General features: G+C 68.3%; 15 protein-coding genes. 9 read left to right on the top strand and 6 right to left on the bottom strand.

The features are described from left to right. Positions 1–8: 8 nt before the first annotated feature. From AC1DXX_RS15340 to AC1DXX_RS15330, 3 genes are read right to left on the bottom strand one after another with little or no spacing between them, the layout of a single operon-like run. On the bottom strand, positions 9–1145 hold the full coding sequence (locus AC1DXX_RS15340; RefSeq protein WP_478135060.1) for an ABC transporter permease: 1137 nt from the start codon (positions 1143–1145) through the stop codon (positions 9–11). After that, positions 1142–2953 carry an ATP-binding cassette domain-containing protein gene (locus AC1DXX_RS15335; protein WP_478135059.1) on the bottom strand — a complete coding sequence of 604 codons (1812 nt, stop codon included), beginning with the start codon at positions 2951–2953 and terminating at the stop codon, positions 1142–1144. Before AC1DXX_RS15335 ends, AC1DXX_RS15340 begins: the two co-directional genes overlap by 4 nt. Next, entirely contained in the window at positions 2953–3972 is a 1020-nt protein-coding gene (locus AC1DXX_RS15330; RefSeq protein ID WP_478135058.1) for an HlyD family secretion protein, read from the bottom strand. Before AC1DXX_RS15330 ends, AC1DXX_RS15335 begins: the two co-directional genes overlap by 1 nt. Before the next feature lie 100 nt (positions 3973–4072). On the opposite strand from AC1DXX_RS15330, the gene AC1DXX_RS15325 reads away from it, so the two are divergent. Then, entirely contained in the window at positions 4073–4789 is a 717-nt protein-coding gene (locus AC1DXX_RS15325; protein ID WP_478135057.1) for a TetR/AcrR family transcriptional regulator, read from the top strand. Here AC1DXX_RS15325 and AC1DXX_RS15320 read toward each other — a convergent pair. From AC1DXX_RS15320 to AC1DXX_RS15310, 3 genes are read right to left on the bottom strand one after another with little or no spacing between them, the layout of a single operon-like run. Continuing rightward, positions 4767–6143, bottom strand: a complete 1377-nt coding sequence (locus AC1DXX_RS15320; RefSeq protein WP_478135056.1) for a phospholipase D-like domain-containing protein — start codon at positions 6141–6143, stop codon at positions 4767–4769. The genes AC1DXX_RS15325 and AC1DXX_RS15320 overlap by 23 nt on opposite strands. Before the next feature lie 34 nt (positions 6144–6177). Beyond that, positions 6178–6861, bottom strand: coding sequence for a glutathione S-transferase family protein (locus tag AC1DXX_RS15315; protein ID WP_478135055.1), 684 nt, complete (start codon positions 6859–6861; stop codon positions 6178–6180). Positions 6862–6888: 27 nt separating this feature from the next. After that, positions 6889–8010: a 5-methyltetrahydropteroyltriglutamate--homocysteine S-methyltransferase gene (locus AC1DXX_RS15310; protein WP_478135054.1), complete on the bottom strand. Its 1122-nt coding sequence runs from the start codon at positions 8008–8010 to the stop codon at positions 6889–6891. A 146-nt stretch (positions 8011–8156) separates the two neighbouring features. Here AC1DXX_RS15310 and AC1DXX_RS15305 point away from each other — a divergent pair, with 146 nt between their 5' ends. The 8 genes from AC1DXX_RS15305 to AC1DXX_RS15270 all read left to right on the top strand — a co-directional run bounded on the left by AC1DXX_RS15305 (position 8157) and on the right by AC1DXX_RS15270 (position 16049). Beyond that, positions 8157–9263, top strand: a complete 1107-nt coding sequence (locus tag AC1DXX_RS15305; RefSeq protein WP_478135053.1) for an aromatic ring-hydroxylating dioxygenase subunit alpha — start codon at positions 8157–8159, stop codon at positions 9261–9263. After that, positions 9260–10033: a GntR family transcriptional regulator gene (locus AC1DXX_RS15300; protein ID WP_478135052.1), complete on the top strand. Its 774-nt coding sequence runs from the start codon at positions 9260–9262 to the stop codon at positions 10031–10033. The genes AC1DXX_RS15305 and AC1DXX_RS15300 overlap by 4 nt, the downstream gene beginning before the upstream one ends. A 39-nt stretch (positions 10034–10072) precedes the next feature. Next, on the top strand, positions 10073–11059 hold the full coding sequence (locus AC1DXX_RS15295) for a PDR/VanB family oxidoreductase (RefSeq protein ID WP_478135051.1): 987 nt from the start codon (positions 10073–10075) through the stop codon (positions 11057–11059). A 153-nt stretch (positions 11060–11212) separates the two neighbouring features. Beyond that, positions 11213–12388, top strand: a complete 1176-nt coding sequence (locus AC1DXX_RS15290) for an ABC transporter substrate-binding protein (protein WP_478135050.1) — start codon at positions 11213–11215, stop codon at positions 12386–12388. A 334-nt stretch (positions 12389–12722) separates the two neighbouring features. Beyond that, positions 12723–13595, top strand: coding sequence for a branched-chain amino acid ABC transporter permease (locus AC1DXX_RS15285; protein WP_478135049.1), 873 nt, complete (start codon positions 12723–12725; stop codon positions 13593–13595). After that, positions 13596–14594 carry a branched-chain amino acid ABC transporter permease gene (locus tag AC1DXX_RS15280; protein ID WP_478135048.1) on the top strand — a complete coding sequence of 333 codons (999 nt, stop codon included), beginning with the start codon at positions 13596–13598 and terminating at the stop codon, positions 14592–14594. Then, positions 14591–15352 carry an ABC transporter ATP-binding protein gene (locus tag AC1DXX_RS15275; RefSeq protein ID WP_478135047.1) on the top strand — a complete coding sequence of 254 codons (762 nt, stop codon included), beginning with the start codon at positions 14591–14593 and terminating at the stop codon, positions 15350–15352. The genes AC1DXX_RS15280 and AC1DXX_RS15275 overlap by 4 nt, the downstream gene beginning before the upstream one ends. Next, the gene (locus AC1DXX_RS15270; RefSeq protein WP_478135046.1) at positions 15345–16049 is read left to right on the top strand and encodes an ABC transporter ATP-binding protein; all 705 of its coding nucleotides are present in this window, start codon (positions 15345–15347) and stop codon (positions 16047–16049) included. Before AC1DXX_RS15275 ends, AC1DXX_RS15270 begins: the two co-directional genes overlap by 8 nt. Positions 16050–16155 lie beyond the last annotated feature (106 nt).

Raw genomic sequence — 16155 nt, 5'->3', positions numbered from 1 at the left:
GGCGTCCTTCAGTCGAGGCTCTTGCGCGTGACGGCGCGGGCAAGCAGCAGCAGGCCCACGGCATAGGCGGCCAGGATCGCGCAGTTGCGCCAGATCAGCGGCCAGACGTCGCCCGCGAGGAACAGCGTCTTGATCAGGTCCATGAAATAGGTGGCCGGCAGGACGTGGCCGATCACGCGCACGGCGACAGGCACGTTGCGCAGGTCGAACAGGAAGCCCGACAGCATCATCGACGGCATGAAGGTCGCGATCAGCGCGACCTGGCTCGCAAGGAACTGGTTGCGCGTGACCGACGAGATCACGAGGCCCAGGCTCACGGCGACGATCAGGTAGAGCATCGAGCTGAACACCACCACGAACAGCGAGCCGTACATCGGCACCGCGAACAGGAAGCGCGCCGCCAGCAGGCAGAGCGCGAGGCCCAGCATGCCGACGGCGAAGTAGGGAATGATCTTGGCCAGCAATATCTCGACGGGCCGCACCGGCGTGACGAACAGCGCCTCCAGCGTGCCGCGCTCCCACTCGCGCGCCATCACCAGCGCGGTGAGGAAGGCGCCGACCAGCGTCATGATGAGCACGATCAGCCCCGGCACCAGGTACCAGGTGCTGGTGTTCGCGGCGTTGAACCACATGCGCTGCTCGACCGTGACGCTGCCGACAGGCGGCGCATCCGAACCTGTGTCGCTGCCCATGCGGTCGGCCTGCCGCACCGCCGACTGGGCGAGGGCGCCGCTGACGTAGGCGAGGATGATGGAAGCGCGCCCGGCATCGGCGCCATGCACGATCAGCTGCACGCGCGCGTTGCCCGCGGCCAGCGAGCGCGAGAAATCGCTCGGGATGCGCACGATGCCGTCGACCTTGCGCTCGCGCATCAGCGCTTCGGCGTCGTGCATGGAGCCCAGCAGCACCGGCGCGATGGTGGGTGACAGCTGCAGGCCCGCGATGGCTTCGTGGGCGGTCGGCGAGGCGTCTTCGAGCACCACGGCCACCGGCGCATTCTTCACGTCGAGCGACATACCGTAGCCGAAGATCAGGATCAGCACCATCGGCAGCAGGATGCCGATCGCGAGGTTGCTGCGGTCGCGCAGCAGCTGGCGGAACTCCTTGCGCGTGAGGGAAATCAGCCGGGACCAGAAGCCGCTCATGCCGGGGCTCCTTCGGGTTGTTCGGTGGCGCCTTCGCCTTCCTTGTCCTTGCGCCGCGCCTTCTCGACGATGCCGATGAAGGCCTGCTCCATGTCGATGCGCTTTTCGCCGTGCTCGCCATCGAGCGCCTGCGTGCGCACCTCTTGCGGCGTACCGATGGCCAGCACCTTGCCGGCGTCCTGGATCACGATGCGGTCGCAGTACTCGGCCTCTTCCATGAAGTGGGTCGTGATGACGACGGTGGTGCCGCCTTCGGCCAGCGCCGTGATGCGGCGCCAGAACGCGCGGCGCGCCAGCGGGTCGGCGCCGCTCGTAGGTTCGTCGAGGAACAGGATCTCGGGCTCGTGCAGCAGGCCCGTGGCCATCGCCAGCCGCTGCCGGTAGCCGCCGGGCAGCTGGCCGCTGGGCGCGTCGAGTTCGCGTTCGAGGTCGAACTGGCGCAGCACGGTGTCCATGCGGTCGCGCAGCCGCTGGCCGCGCAGGCCGTAGGCGCCGCCGAAGAACGAGAGGTTCTCGCGCACCGTGAGGTTGCCGTAGAGCGCGAACTTCTGCGAGACGTAGCCGATGCGCTGGCGGGCTTGGGCACGCGCATGGCGCAGGTCGACGCCGGCCACGCGCAGCCGTCCGCCGCTCGCGGGAAGCAGGCCGCAGAGCATGCGGAAGGTGGTGGTCTTGCCCGCGCCGTTGGGGCCGAGCAGGCCGAAGATTTCGCCGCGCCGCACGGAGAAGCTGGTGCTCGCGACGGCCACGAAATCGCCGAAGCGGCGCACCAGGTCTTTGACTTCGATGACCACCTCGCCGGGTTCGCCTGTGGCCGGCGCGGAGCTGGCCGCTGCAGCTGCGGTGTTGTTGAAGGCGGGCGCCTGCTGCGTGCGCAGCAGCGCCATGAAGCCGTCCTCGAGCCGCGCCGGCACCGGCTCGGCGCGCGCGCCGGCCAGCAGGACGCGCAGCGCCGCATCGTCCGTGCCCTGGCGGCGGATGAAGTGCACCTCGCCGCCTCGCGGCACGGCATCGACGATGTCCTGCTGCGCATCGAGCAGGCGGGCCTGCATGAGGCGCGGCGCTTCGCCGTTCGGCGGCGCAGCGACGAAGCACATGCCCTGTGCGTGGTCGCGAATCTCGGCCGGCGTGCCCTCTGCGAGCAGCTTGCCTTCGCGCAGCACGAACACGTGGCTGCAGCGCTCGGCCTCGTCGAGGTAGGCGGTGCTGACGATCACCGAGAGCTTCTCGTCGTCGACCAGCTGCTGCACGATCTGCCAGAGTTCGCGCCGCGAGAGCGGGTCGACGCCCACGGTCGGCTCGTCGAGCAGCAGCAGCTGCGGCGAGCGCACCAGCGTGCAGGCCAGGCCGAGCTTCTGCTTCATGCCGCCCGAGAGCTTGCCCGCGGGGCGGTCGGTGAAGCAGCCGAGGTCGGTCATTTCCATCAGCCGCGCATAGCGCTCGCGGCGCTGGCCGGCGGACACGCCGTGCAGGTCGGCGTAGAGGTCGAGGTTTTCCTGCACGCTCAGGTCGTCGTAGAGCCCGAAGCGCTGGGGCATGTAGCTGATGCGGTCCTGCACCGCCTGCGGGTCGGYCGACACGTCGATGCCGAGCACGCGCAGCGCGCCTTCATCGACGCGCATCAGGCCCGCCATCAGCCGCAGCAGCGTGGTCTTGCCGGCGCCGTCGGGGCCGACCAGCGCGGTGAGCGTGCCAGCGGGCACTTCGAGCGACACGCCGGCCAGCGCATGCACGGTCTGCTTCGACGCCTTGACCGTGAAGCGCTTGTGCAGGGAGCGTCCGGCCACCGCCGGCCCGGTGCCGGCCATCAGGGCTGTCCGGTGGAAGTGGGGGCGGCGAGCTGCAGCCGCACGGTGGCCGGCATGCCGAGCCGCAGGCGGTCCTGCCTGTCGTCGACCATCACGCGGATCTCGTAGACGAGGCTGCTGCGCAGCTCCTCGGTCTGCACGGTCTTGGGCGTGAACTCGGCGACCGACGAGATGTAGCCCACCTTGCCGGCGATGGCCTCGCCGGGCTGGCTGTCGGTGGTCACGCTGGCGGCCTGGCCCGGCTTCACCCGGCCGAGGTCGGGTTCGGCCACATAGGCGCGCACCCACTTGGGATCGGTGATCGCGAGCGTGAAGGCAGGGCGCTGCGGCGAGGCCATGTCGCCCGGTTCGAGCAGGCGGGCGCGCACCACGGCGTCGATGGGCGCCCTGAGCTCGGCCTCTGCGAGCTGGTGGTTCATGAGCGCGAGATCGGCGCGCGCGGATTCGAGCTGGGCCTGTGCCTGCGCGATGTCTTCCTTGCGCGGGCCGGTGACGACGAGCTGCCGCGCCTTGCGCGCGTTGTCGAGCTGCGCCAGCGCCACCTTGCGCCGGGCTTGCGCGCTGTCGAGGTCCTGCTGGCTCACCGCGCGGCCGGCGGTGGTCTGGCCGATGGCCTGCAAGCGCGCGAGCTGCTGCTGCGCAAGCTCGGCATCGGCCTGCGCGGCGGCCACCTGGGCGCCGGCCTGTGCCACTTCCTCGGGACGGCTGCCGGTCTTCAGGCGCAGCAGGGCCTGTTCCTGCACGCCGATGCGCGCCTGCGACTGCGCCACGCGCAGCACCAGCGAGCGGGTGTCGAGCCTGCCCAGCAACTGCCCTGCGCGCACAGGGTCGCCTTCGCGGACCGCGAGTTCGGCCACGCGCTCGCTGGCATTGAAGGCCAGCGAGACCTGGCGCACGTCGACATTGCCGTAGAGCACGAGCTGGTCGGAAGGCGTGGATGTGCGGTGGAAGTACCACCAGCCGCCGGCCGCGCCGACCAGGGCCACGACGGCAACGGCAATCAAGGGTTTCTTGTTCATGGGCGTGGTTCCTGCCGGTTTCCGGACCGGGACGTGGGCGGATGTTATCAAATTGAAATTTGAATTTGAAGTATTTTTTCAATTCGATTACCCTTGACCCATGGCCACCCGCTCTTCCAGCACCTCTTCCCGGGCTCCCCGGCAGCCCCCGGCGCGCACGCAGCGCACCGACGGCAACACCACGCGCCTGCACATCCTCGAAACAGCCGGCCARCTGTTTGCCGAGCGCGRTTTCGCCGAGAGCACGAGCAAGGAAATCTGCACGCGGGCCGGCACCAACATGGCGGCGGTCAACTACCACTTCGGCAGCCGGGACGGTCTTTACGAGGCCGTGCTGATCGAGGCGCACCGCCAGCTCGTGAGCGTCGACGAACTGGTCAGCCTGGCCAGCCTCGCCGGCGATCCCCGGCTCAAGCTGCGCGCCTTTCTCACGCACCTGATCGAGCTGGGCAGCCAGCCCAAGGCGCCCTGGGGATTCCGTGTGGTGCTGCGCGAGGCGCTGTCGCCGTCACCGGCGATGCCCGTGATGATCCGCCGGGCGGTGCTGCCCAAGGCCAAGCTGCTGCGCGGGCTGATCGGCGGTGTCATGGGGCTGCCCGACGACCATCCTTCGGTGCAGCGCGCGCTGCTGTTCACGGTGCTGCCGTGCATCGTGATGACGGTCGCGCCCAAGGACCTGGGCAACAAGGTGCTGCCGGCGCTGAAGGACGCCGAAGCCCTGGCGGAAGACCTGATGCGCTATGTGCTCGCCGGCCTCGACGCCGTGGCGAAGGAGGCGCAGGGCCGCGCGCCGGCTACAGCTGGAAAGCGACGGTGAGCAGCAGCCCTTCGGCCACGTCGCGCACCAGGCCCGGGCGCTGCGCGCGGTAGGGTTCGCCGGCCGAGGCGGTGGTGTCGATCCACTCGGCCAGCCAGTCGATCTCGTGCGGGCCGTAGAACACCACGGCGGCTTCGTGGTTCAGCAGCAGGCTGCGCAAGTCGAGGTTGATCGAGCCGCACATCGCCAGCTCGTCGTCGACCACCACCGCCTTGGCGTGGGCCATGAAGGGCAGCATCCGGAAGCTCACGCCCGCGCGCGCCAGGTCGCGCATGGCGCGGGCGCGCACGAAGTCGGCGAGGCGGTGGTTCGACTTGGCAGGCATCGCGATCGTCACCTGCACGCCACGCCGGGCGGCCAGCCGCAGCGCATCGCGCAGGCCGTCGCCGGGCACGAAATAGGGCGTGATTGCCAGCACGCGGTGTTCGGCGCGGAAGCAGGCGTCGATCAGCAGCGCATGCGCGGTGTCCTCGGTCTGGTCGGGGCCGCTCGGCAGGAACTGGGCCATGGCGGTGCCCGGTCCTTCCATGTCGCTGGCCGTGATCGCGCGGGCCCTGCGGCCGCGCACCGAGCTCCAGTCGTGGTCGAACTGCCGGGCGGCCGCCGCGGCCACGCTGCCGCGCAGGTCGAAGGAGAGGTCGTGCCAGGCCTCGGGGTGCTTGTCGTTGCCGGTGAAGTACTCGCCCGCGAGGTTGCGCCCGCCCGACCAGAGCCAGCCGTCGTCGGCGATGGTGAACTTGCGGTGGTTGCGCAGGTTGCGCGGACCGATGCGGCGCAGGCTGAAGAAGGGGCGGAACACGGCAACCTCGCCGCCCGCTGCGCGCAGCAGGTCGAAGTGGTGGCGCGGCAGCGAGAGGGCCCCGAAGCCGTCGAGCAGCACGCGCACCTTGACGCCCTCGCGCGAGCGTTGCACCAGCCGTGCGATCACCGCATGGCCCAGCGGGTCGTCGCCGATGATGAAGGTGCACACGTCGATGCGCGCGCGCGCACCGTCGATCACCTGCCACAGCGCCTCGCGCGCGGCCTCGCCGTCGGCGTGCAGGCGGATCGCGCAGCGCCCCGGCGACGCCAGGCCGAAGCTCTCGATCAGGTCGGCGGCCCAATGCCCCGGCGGCATGGCGCGCGGCGGCCGCGGCGAGCCGGCCGGGCGCAGCTTGCGCTGGCCGAACAGCAGGTACATCGGCAGGATGACATAGGGCAGCAGCACCAGCCCCATGACCCAGGCGATGGCCGTGGCGGGGGCGCGCTGTTCGCGGCGCGCGCGCGTGGTCAGTACGTAGACGAGCAGCGCAAAAGTGACGACGAGAAAATGCTGCGAGGGAGAGGGCAGCCAGTCGAACTCTGTATTCGGCATGGGGGCAATGATGCCTCGGCGCGCCGCCGCAGGATCAGCGTTGCAGGAAGGCCGGCACGCCGCGGCCTTGCGAAGCGAGGAACTGCATCATCGGATCGACCACCGCGCGCACCGCGGGCCGGTCGCCCACGCGGTCGCGCCAGGCCACGAGCCGCGGCGTCGCATCGGTCATGCCGGCGCCCTTGCGGTCGGCGAAGACGTGGGCCATGTAGAGGGCGATGTCGGCGAAGGAGTACGGCCCCGCGAGGTGGTCGCGCGTGGCCAGCAGGCCTTCCATTTCCTCGTAGAAGCGCGCACAGCCGGCGCAGGCGGCGACCGCCGGGGCGCTCTGCATGTCGTGCTGCAGTCCGAAGAGCTTGATCACGTTCGGAAAGAAGACCTCGTCGGACTTCTGCTCCAGCTGCCGCGCGCGTGCCCGTTCGGCAACGCCTTCGGGCCACAGCGCGAGCGATGCGGGTGGGGGATACCGGTCTTCGAGGTACTCGAAGATCTGCGTCGAGTCGAAGAGCTCGACATCGCCGTCGATCAGCACCGGCACCTGCTGCTTGACGGGATTGATGCGCAGCACATCGGGGTGCTTGGGCTCGTAGGCGTCGCCCTCGATGAACGGCACCATGACGAGTTCGAAGGCAATGCCTTTCTCGAGCGCGGCGATCTGCACCTTCGCGCCGAACATGCTGAGGGGGCCTGAGAGGATTTTCGTGGTGGTTGTCGTCATGCCCCCGACTTCACCATGAAAGGCGCGTCAGGTCGAGCCCCAGACCTCCTGCGCCGTCTCGACCACCAGGCGCAGCTTGTTGCGCTGCGCTTCCACCGCGATGTTGTTGCCGTGCACCGTGCTCGAGAAGCCGCACTGCGGCGACAGCGCGAGCTGTTCGAGCGGGGCGTACTTGGCGGCGTCCTCGATGCGGCGCTTGAGCTCGTCCTTGTCTTCCATCTCGCCGAACTTGGTGGTCACGAGGCCGAGCACCACCGTCTTGCCCTTGGGCAGGTAGCGCAGCGGCTTGAAGTCGCCCGAGCGGGCGTCGTCGTATTCCATGAAGTAGGCGTCGAGGTCCATCTCCTTCAGCAGCGCCTCGGCCACCGGCTCGTAGTTGCCGGCCGCGGCGTGGGTGCTCTTGAAGTTGCCGCGGCACAGGTGCATGGCCAGCAGCATGCCCGGCGGCTTCTGCGCGACCACCTTGTTGATGAAGGCGGCATAGCGGTGGGGCAGTTCGTTCGGGTCGTCCCCGCGCTTGCGGGCGGCTTCGCGCATGTGCTCGTCGCAGAGGTAGGCGAGGTTGGTGTCGTCCATCTGTACGTAGGTGCAGCCGGCGGCGGCCAGCGAGCGCAGTTCGTCGCCATACGCTTTGGCCACGTCGTCGTAGAACACCGGGTCGAGCTCGGGGTATGCGTCCTTGCTGATGCCGGCGCGGCCGCCGCGGAAGTGCAGCATCGTCGGCGACGGGATCGTCACCTTGGGCGTGCGGCCGGCCGAGACCTGGCTCTTGAGGTACTGGAAGTCGGCGAGCTGGATGTCCTTGACGTGGCGCACCTTGTCGATCACGCGCATCGCGGGTGGCGCGAGTTCCTCGGTGCCATCGGGCCGGCGGATGGTGACCGGAATATCGGTCTTCACGCCGCCGAGCTGGTCGAGGAAGTCGATGTGGAAGTAGGTGCGGCGGAATTCGCCGTCGGTGATGCTTTTCAGGCCGATGTCTTCCTGGAACTTGACGATCTCGGTGATGGCCTGGTCTTCGACCTTGCGCAGTTGCTCGGGCGTGATCTCGCCCTTGGCTTTCTGCTCACGGGCTTCGAGCAGGTACTTGGGGCGCAGGAAGCTGCCGACGTGGTCGTAGCGGGCGGGCAGGGCGGCGTGCTGGGACATGGGTGAACTCCGTCGTGGCTGGAAACGAACGGAACATCCTATCGCCTTCAAAGACAAATAACCTGTATACGTTGAACTCGGTGTTTACCCTTGTTTTTGGTGTTTTGAGCTGGATATTTTCTGGTTTCTGTATACATTGAGTATTCATGAAAACGCCCACGACCGCCTTTCCACTGAACGCCTGGTATGCCGCCGCCTACGACGTCGAAGTGCGTCATGCGCTGCTGCCGCGCACGATCTGCAACCAGAAGGTGGTGCTGTTCCGCCGCACCGACGGACAGGTCGCCGTGCTCGAAGACGCCTGCTGGCACCGGCTGATGCCGCTGTCGCTCGGCCGTCTGGAAGGCGACGAGGTGGTGTGCGGTTACCACGGCCTGGTCTACAACAGCCAGGGCCGCTGCACCCACATGCCGAGCCAGGAAACGCTCAACCCCTCGGCCTGCGTGCGCAACTTCCCGGTGGTCGAGAAGCACCGCTTCGTCTGGATCTGGCCCGGCGATCCGGCCAAGGCCGACCCGGCGCTGGTGCCCGACATGCACTGGAACGACGACCCCGCCTGGGCCGGCGACGGCAAGATGATCCGCGTCCACTGCGACTACCGCCTCGTGGTCGACAACCTCATGGACCTCACGCACGAGACCTTCGTGCACGGCTCGTCGATCGGCAACCGCGAAGTGGCCGAGGCGCCATTCGTGGCCACCCATGGCGACCGCTCGGCCACCGTCACGCGATGGATGGAAAACATCGACCCCCCACCGTTCTGGGGCGGCCAGATCCGCCATGCGCGCGGCCATACCGGCAAGGTCGACCGCTGGCAGATCATCCATTTCGAAGGCCCGTGCACGGTGAACATCGACGTCGGCGTGGCGGAGGCCGGCAGCGGCGCGGTGCCGAAGGACGGCAACCCCGGCGACCGCAGCAAGGGCGTCAACGGCTACGTGCTCAACACCATCACGCCCGAGACCGACAAGACCTGTCTCTACTTCTGGGCCTTTGCACGCAACTACTGCCTGGGCGAGCAGCGCCTCACGCACGAGCTGCGGGAAGGCGTGGCGGGCATCTTCCGCGAGGACGAGCTCGTGCTCGAAGCGCAGCAGAAGGCGATGGACGACCACCCCGACCACCAGTTCTACAACCTCAACATCGACGCCGGATCGATGTGGGCGCGCCGGTTGATCGATCGCATGGTCGAGAAGGAAAAGCCCGCGCGCGCCGCGATCCCGATCCACCCCGCCGAGGTGCAGCGCGCATGAAAGTCGCGGCCGTATCCCCCGCCGAGCCCGGCGACAGCGGCAGTTCGCAGGCCGTGAAGGCGCAACTGCGGCTGCGCGAGATGATCCTCGCGGGCGAGCTGCCCGGCGGCGCGCGCATTGCCGAGGTCGCCATTTCCGAGCAACTCGGCGTGTCGCGCACGCCGGTGCGCAGCGCGCTGATGCGGCTCGAGCAGGAGGGCCTGCTCGAAGCCTTGCCCAACGGCGGCTACGCGGTGCGAACATTTTCCGAGCGCGATGTGGCCGATGCCATCGAGCTGCGCGGCACGCTCGAAGGGCTGGTGGCCCGGCTCGCCGCCGAGCGCGGCGCGGCGCCCGTGGTGCTGCGCGAAGCGCGCGCCTGCCTGGCGCGCATCGACGAACTGCTGCGCGAGCCTGCGCTCGACGACGCGGCGTTCTCGCGCTACGTGACGCACAACGAGAAATTCCATGCGCTGCTGTGCGAGATGGCCGGCAGCCCGGTGATCGCGCAGCAGCTCGAACGCGTCATCAACCTGCCGTTCGCGTCGCCCTCGGGCTTCGTCATCGTGCAGGCCAATTCGCCGGCCGCGCGCGACATGCTCGTGATCGCGCAGGACCAGCATGTGCAGGTGCTCGACGCCATCGAATCCGGCGAGGGCTCGCGCGCCGAGGCGCTGATGCGCGAGCACAGCCGCATCGCGCGCCGCAACCTGCGCGAGGCGCTGCACGGCACGCCCACCGCCGAGCAGCGTCCGCTGCCCGGCGTGCAGCTGATCCGCCGGCGCGGCTGACCGGCCGTCTTCCCTTTCCCCCTCTGTTGGTGTTTCCCGATGAAAAGCGATCTTCAATGGATGCAGGCGCAGGTCGTTGCGCTGCGCGATGTCACGCCCACAGTGCGCGAATTCGAACTTCGGCCCGACGACGGTTCTGCCGGATCCTATGAACCCGGCGCCCACCTGCAGGTGCAGGTGATGACGGCGCAGGGCAGGCTGCAGACGCGCTCCTACTCGCTGGTCGGCGAGGGCGACGGCCAGTGCTGGCGCATCGCGGTCAAGCGGCTGGACGACGGCCGCGGCGGCTCGCTCGCGATGTGGCGGCTGGCCCCCGGGGAGCGGCTGCAGGTGAGCGCACCGCAGAACCACTTTCCGCTCGACCTCTCGGCCCCCGGCTACCTGCTGGTGGCGGGCGGCATCGGCATCACGCCGCTGGTGCTGATGGCGCAGCGCCTCGGTGCGCATGCGCGGCGCAGCGGCGTGCCGGTGAAGATGCTCTACGGCGCCCGCCACGCCGGCGAGTTCGGCTACCTCGCGCACTTGCAAGAAGCACTGGGCGAAGGCGTCGTGGCCCATGAAGGCGCGGCGCCCATCGACTTCGCCTCCGCCATCGCCGCGCTGCCGCCCGGCGGCCAGCTCTACACCTGCGGCCCGGTGCCGATGCTCGAAGCCGTCAAGCGCGCCTGGCATGCCGCTGGCCGGCCCATCGAGGACCTGCGCTTCGAAACCTTCGGCAGCAGCGGCCGGCTGGCGACGCAGGCCTTCACGGTGCGCATTCCCCGGCACGACCTGGCGATCACCGTGCCGGCCGACTGCACCCTGCTCGAAGCGCTCGACGCGGCCGGCGTCCAGACCCTGTGGGACTGCAAGCGCGGCGAATGCGGCCTCTGCGCGATGGACGTGCTGGCGGTCGACGGCGAGATCGACCACCGCGACGTGTTCCTCAGCGAGCACGAGAAGCAGTCGGCCACCCGCATCTGCGCCTGTGTGTCACGCGCCGTGGGTACGCTCACGCTCGACTCCGCCTACCGCGCCGACAGCTGAAAACCAGCCTTGCGCGATCATCGCGCAGTTCATTTGTTTATCGCGCAACAAAGGCCTGCGACAGGGGCCGGCTAGGTGATTGCCTGCTCCGCCGAATGTTGCAAAGTGTTGAAAATAGCCCCGGTTCGCGTTCCGCCCCTCAAAGGAAAAAACATGCAAAGACGCCATCTCATCCAGACCGCCGCCCTCTCGGCACTTGCGCTTTCAATGTCGCTGGCCAGTGCCCAGGACGCCAACAAGTTCAAGATCGGCCTGATCCTTCCGATGACGGGCCAGTCGGCCTCCACCGGCCGCCAGATCGAAGCCGCCGCGCGTCTTTACATGGCTCAGAACGGCGACACCGTCGCCGGCAAGAAGGTCGAGCTGATCGTCAAGGACGACACCGGCCTGCCCGACGTGACCAAGCGCCTCGCGCAGGAACTGGTGGTGAACGACAAGGTCAACGTGCTGGCCGGCTTCGGCCTGACGCCGCTGGCCCTTGCCGTGGCGCCGATTGCCACGCAGTCGAAGACGCCCGAGGTCGTGATGGCCGCGGCCACCTCCAGCATCACCGAAGCCTCGCCGTACATCATCCGTTCGAGCTTCACGCTGCCGCAGGTGTCGGTGGCCATGGGCGACTGGGCGCCGAAGAACGGCGTGAAGACGGTCGTCACGCTGGTGGCCGACTACGGCCCCGGCAACGACGCCGAAAAATTCTTCAGCGAGCGCTTCCAGCTCAACGGCGGCAAGGTGATCGAGAAGTTGCGCGTGCCGCTGCGCAACCCCGATTTCGCGCCGTTCCTGCAGAAGGTGCGCGACGCCAAGCCCGATGCGCTGTTCGTCTTCGTGCCTTCGGGCGCGGGCGCGGCGGTGATGAAGCAGTTCCTGGAGCGCGGCATGGACAAGGCCGGCATCAAGATGATCGCCACCGGCGACGTGACGGACGACGATCAACTGAACGACATGGGCGACGGTGCGCTCGGCGTGGTCACCTCGCACCACTACTCGGCCGCGCACCCCTCGGCCGCGAACAAGAAGTTCGTCGAGGCCTTCCAGAAGGCCAACCCGAAGATGCGCCCCAACTTCATGGCCGTTGGCGGCTATGACGGCATGCGCGTGATCTACGAGGCGCTCAAGGCCACCAAGGGGCAGGGCGGCGGCGACGCGCTGCTGGCGGCCATGAAGGGCCAGGTCTTCGAGAGCCCGCGCGGCCAAGTATTGATCGATGCGCAGACGCGCGACATCGTGCAGGACGTGTACCTGCGCAAGGTCGAGAAGAAGGACGGGCAGCTCTACAACGTCGAGTTCGACGTGATCAAAGGCGTCAAGGATCCGGGCAAGGCAAAGTGAAGCTCGCTTCCGGGGGGCATGAGGTGCGTTGTTGTTCAGGGCGCGATCCCGCCGACGGTGTGCTCTGCTCCGCGAATGTCCCCCGGCGCGGCCTAGGGCCGCATGCCTCCTCCTTTATTTCGCTGCGCAGAGCACACCATCGGCGTGATCGCTCAGCGCAGCGGTTGATCGGCCAGCACGACAGCCGCGCCTCTCGTGCACAGGGCACCGGGTRCTCCCCGCAGCGAAATAAAGGAGGAGCGAAGCGGGGGACATTCGCGGAGGGGAGTACCCGGTGGCCTGTGCACGCACCCCGAACACAGCGCCCCGAACATCAGCACCCCGAAAAACAGATATGTTGACCATTCTTTTCGACGGCATCGCCTACGGCATGCTGCTCTTCGTGTTGGCCGTCGGCCTGGCCGTGACGCTCGGCCTGATGAACTTCATCAACCTGGCCCACGGCGCCTTCGCCATGGCGGGCGGCTACCTCACGGTGTTCGCGATGCAGAAGCTCGGCCTGCCGTTCCTGGCCTGCCTGCCGCTCGCGTTCATCGTCGTCGCACTGGCCGGGGCGCTGCTCGAGCGCACGCTCTACCGGCCGATGTACGGCAAGCCGCACCTCGACCAGGTGCTTTTTTCCATCGGCCTCGCCTTCATGGCGGTGGCGGCCATCGACTACTTCGTCGGCTCGTCGCAGCAGAACGTGCAACTGCCCGAGTGGCTGCGCGGCCGCAGCGAGTTCGGCGACGGTGCGCTGCTGCTGGGCATGGGCCACTACCGCATCTTCATCATCGCGGTGTGCGCGGTGCTCACGGTGGTGCTGCAGCTCATCCTCTCGAAGACGCGCTTCGGCAGCCGGCTGCGCGCCGCGGTCGACGACCCGCGCGTGGCGGCGGGGCTGGGCATCAACGTCAACGTGGTGTTCCTGCTGACCTTCGCGGTGGGCTCGGGGCTCGCGGGGCTGGGCGGTGCGCTGGGTGCTGAGATCCTCGGGCTCGATCCGACCTTTCCGCTCAAGTACATGATCTATTTCCTGATCGTGGTGTCGGTCGGCGGCACCTCGTCGATCACCGGGCCGCTCGCGGCCGCGCTGCTGCTCGGCATTGCCGACGTGGCGGGCAAGTACTTCATTCCGAAGATGGGGGCGTTCACCGTCTACCTGCTGATGATCCTGATCTTGATGTGGCGCCCCCAAGGGCTCTTCACGCGCAAAGGGGGTCGTTGAATGAGCGCGCCTTCTTCCCCGGCGACCTATGAATCGGCCCTGCTGCGCACGGCGCGCTGGCGGCCCTGGGAGTTCGTGATCTGGGCGGCGGCCTTCGCATTGCCGCTGGTGGTGCCTTCGCACTCGCTGCTGGTCAACGAGATCGCCATCGTCGCGCTGTTCGCGATGTCACTCGACCTGATCCTCGGCTACACCGGCATCGTCTCGCTGGGCCATGCGGCGTTCTTCGGCTTCGGCGCGTATGCGGCGGCACTGTTCGCCAAGCTCGTGATGCCGGACCCGATGGTGGGGCTGGCGGTGGCGACCGTGCTGTCGGCGGTGCTGGGGCTGATCGCCAGCGTGACGATCCTGCGCGGCACCGACCTCACGCGGCTGATGGTCACGCTCGGCACGGCGCTGCTGCTGCTCGAACTCGCCAACAAGCTCGACTGGCTCACCGGCGGCGCCGACGGCCTGCAGGGCGTGGTGATGGGCCCGGTACTCGGCCTGTTCGAGTTCGACCTGTACGGCCGCACGGCCGCCTGGTATTCGCTGGCCGTGATGCTGGTGCTGTTCCTCGTGATGCGCCGGCTGGTGCATTCGCCGTTCGGCGCCACGCTCAAGGCAATCCGCGACAACCGGCTGCGCGCGATGGCCATCGGCATTCCGGTGGTCTCGCGGCTCGCGGTCATCTACACCGTGGCGGCCGGCATCGCCGGTGCCGCGGGTGCGCTGCTGGCGCAGACCACCGGCTTCGCCTCGCTCGACGTGCTGGCCTTCGACCGCTCGGCCGACGTGCTGCTGATGCTGGTGATCGGCGGCGTGGGCTGGCTCTACGGCGGCGTGGCGGGCGCCATCGTCTTCAAGCTGCTGCAGAACTGGCTCTCGGCCGTGACGCCGCAGTACTGGATGTTCTGGATCGGGCTCATCCTCGTGCTGCTGGTGCTCGTGGGGCGCGATCGTTTGCTGAAGCCCTGGACATGGTTCGGCGCGGGCAAGAAGAAGGGTGGTGCGGCATGACCGACACCGTGCTTTCGACCCAAGGGCTGGTGATGCGCTTCGGCGGCATCACCGCCACCAACAACGTCACGATGGAACTGAAGCGCGGCGCGCGCCATGCGCTGATTGGCCCCAACGGGGCCGGCAAGACCACGCTGATCAACCTGCTGACGGGCGTGCTGACGCCGACCGAAGGCCGCATCTCGCTGCTCGGCGAAGACATCACGAACCTCGCGCCGCACAAGCGCGTGGCGCGGGGCCTGGTGCGCACTTTCCAGATCAACCAATTGTTCGACTCGATGACGCCGCTCGAAACGCTGGCGCTCGTGGTGTCGCAGCAGAGGGGCATCGCTGCGCAGTGGTGGCGGCCGCTCGGCGGCACCAAGGGCATCGCGGAACGGGCGGGGCAACTGCTGGAGCAGTTCCACCTCGCGGATGTGGCGAAGCAGCAGACGAAGTTCATGGCCTACGGCAAGCGCCGCCTGCTGGAGATTGCGATTGCGCTGGCCTGCGAGCCGCGCGTGCTGCTGCTCGACGAACCCGTGGCGGGCGTGCCCGCCGGCGAGCGCGAGGAACTGCTGCAGACCGTGGCCGCATTGCCGGCCGACGTGTCGGTGCTGCTGATCGAGCACGACATGGACCTGGTGTTCAGCTTCGCCGATCGCATGACGGTGCTGGTCAACGGCACGCTGCTGACCGAAGGCGACCCCGAAACCATCGCCAACGATCCGAAGGTCAAAGAGGTCTATCTGGGTCACGGGGAGAACGCCCATGTCTGAACTGCTGCGCATCGAGAACCTGAGCGCCGGCTACGGCGAGGCCGTGGTGCTGCACGACGTGGCGTTTGCGCTCGGCGAAGGGCAGACGCTGGCGCTGCTGGGTCGCAACGGAACAGGCAAGACCACGCTGATCAACACGCTGGCGGGCGCGACGCGCCAGCACGGCGGAACCATTGCGCTCGGTGGCCTGGCCTTGCACAAGCTCGCGCCGCACCAGCGCGCGGCGGCGGGCATCGGCTGGGTGCCGCAGGAGCGCAACATCTTCAAGTCGCTCACGGTGCACGAGAACCTCACCGCGGTGGAGCGCCCGGGCAAGTGGAATCCGCAGCGCGTCTACGAGATGTTCCCGCGCCTGGCCGAACGCAAGACCAATCTCGGCACGCAGCTCTCGGGCGGCGAACAGCAGATGCTGGCCGTGGGTCGCGCATTGGTGCTCAACCCGAAGCTGCTGCTGCTCGACGAGCCGCTCGAAGGCCTCGCGCCGATCATCGTGGAAGAACTGCTGCGCGCCATCCGCCGCATCACGCAGGACGAAGGTCTGGCCGCGATCATCGTGGAGCAGCACCCGCAGGCGATCCTTGCGATCTCCGACCACGCGGTGGTGCTCGACCACGGCACCATCGTCCACGTCGACAGCGCAGCGGCATTGCGCAGCCAGCCGCAGGTGCTCGAACGGCTGCTGGGCGTGGCACGCTGATGAACGCCCCCCGAAGCGCCTTCGGCGCCTCCCCCCACTGGGGGGCGCACCCGGCGGCCCGGCAGAGCCGGTTCCGCGGGAGCCCTGGTCTGAGTCCGCTGCGTTC

The sequence above is a fragment of the Variovorax sp. P4_B10 genome, from assembly GCF_056402375.1.
Note: the sequence above shows the minus strand (reverse complement) of the source record. Positions and strands in the feature narration are given on the sequence as shown.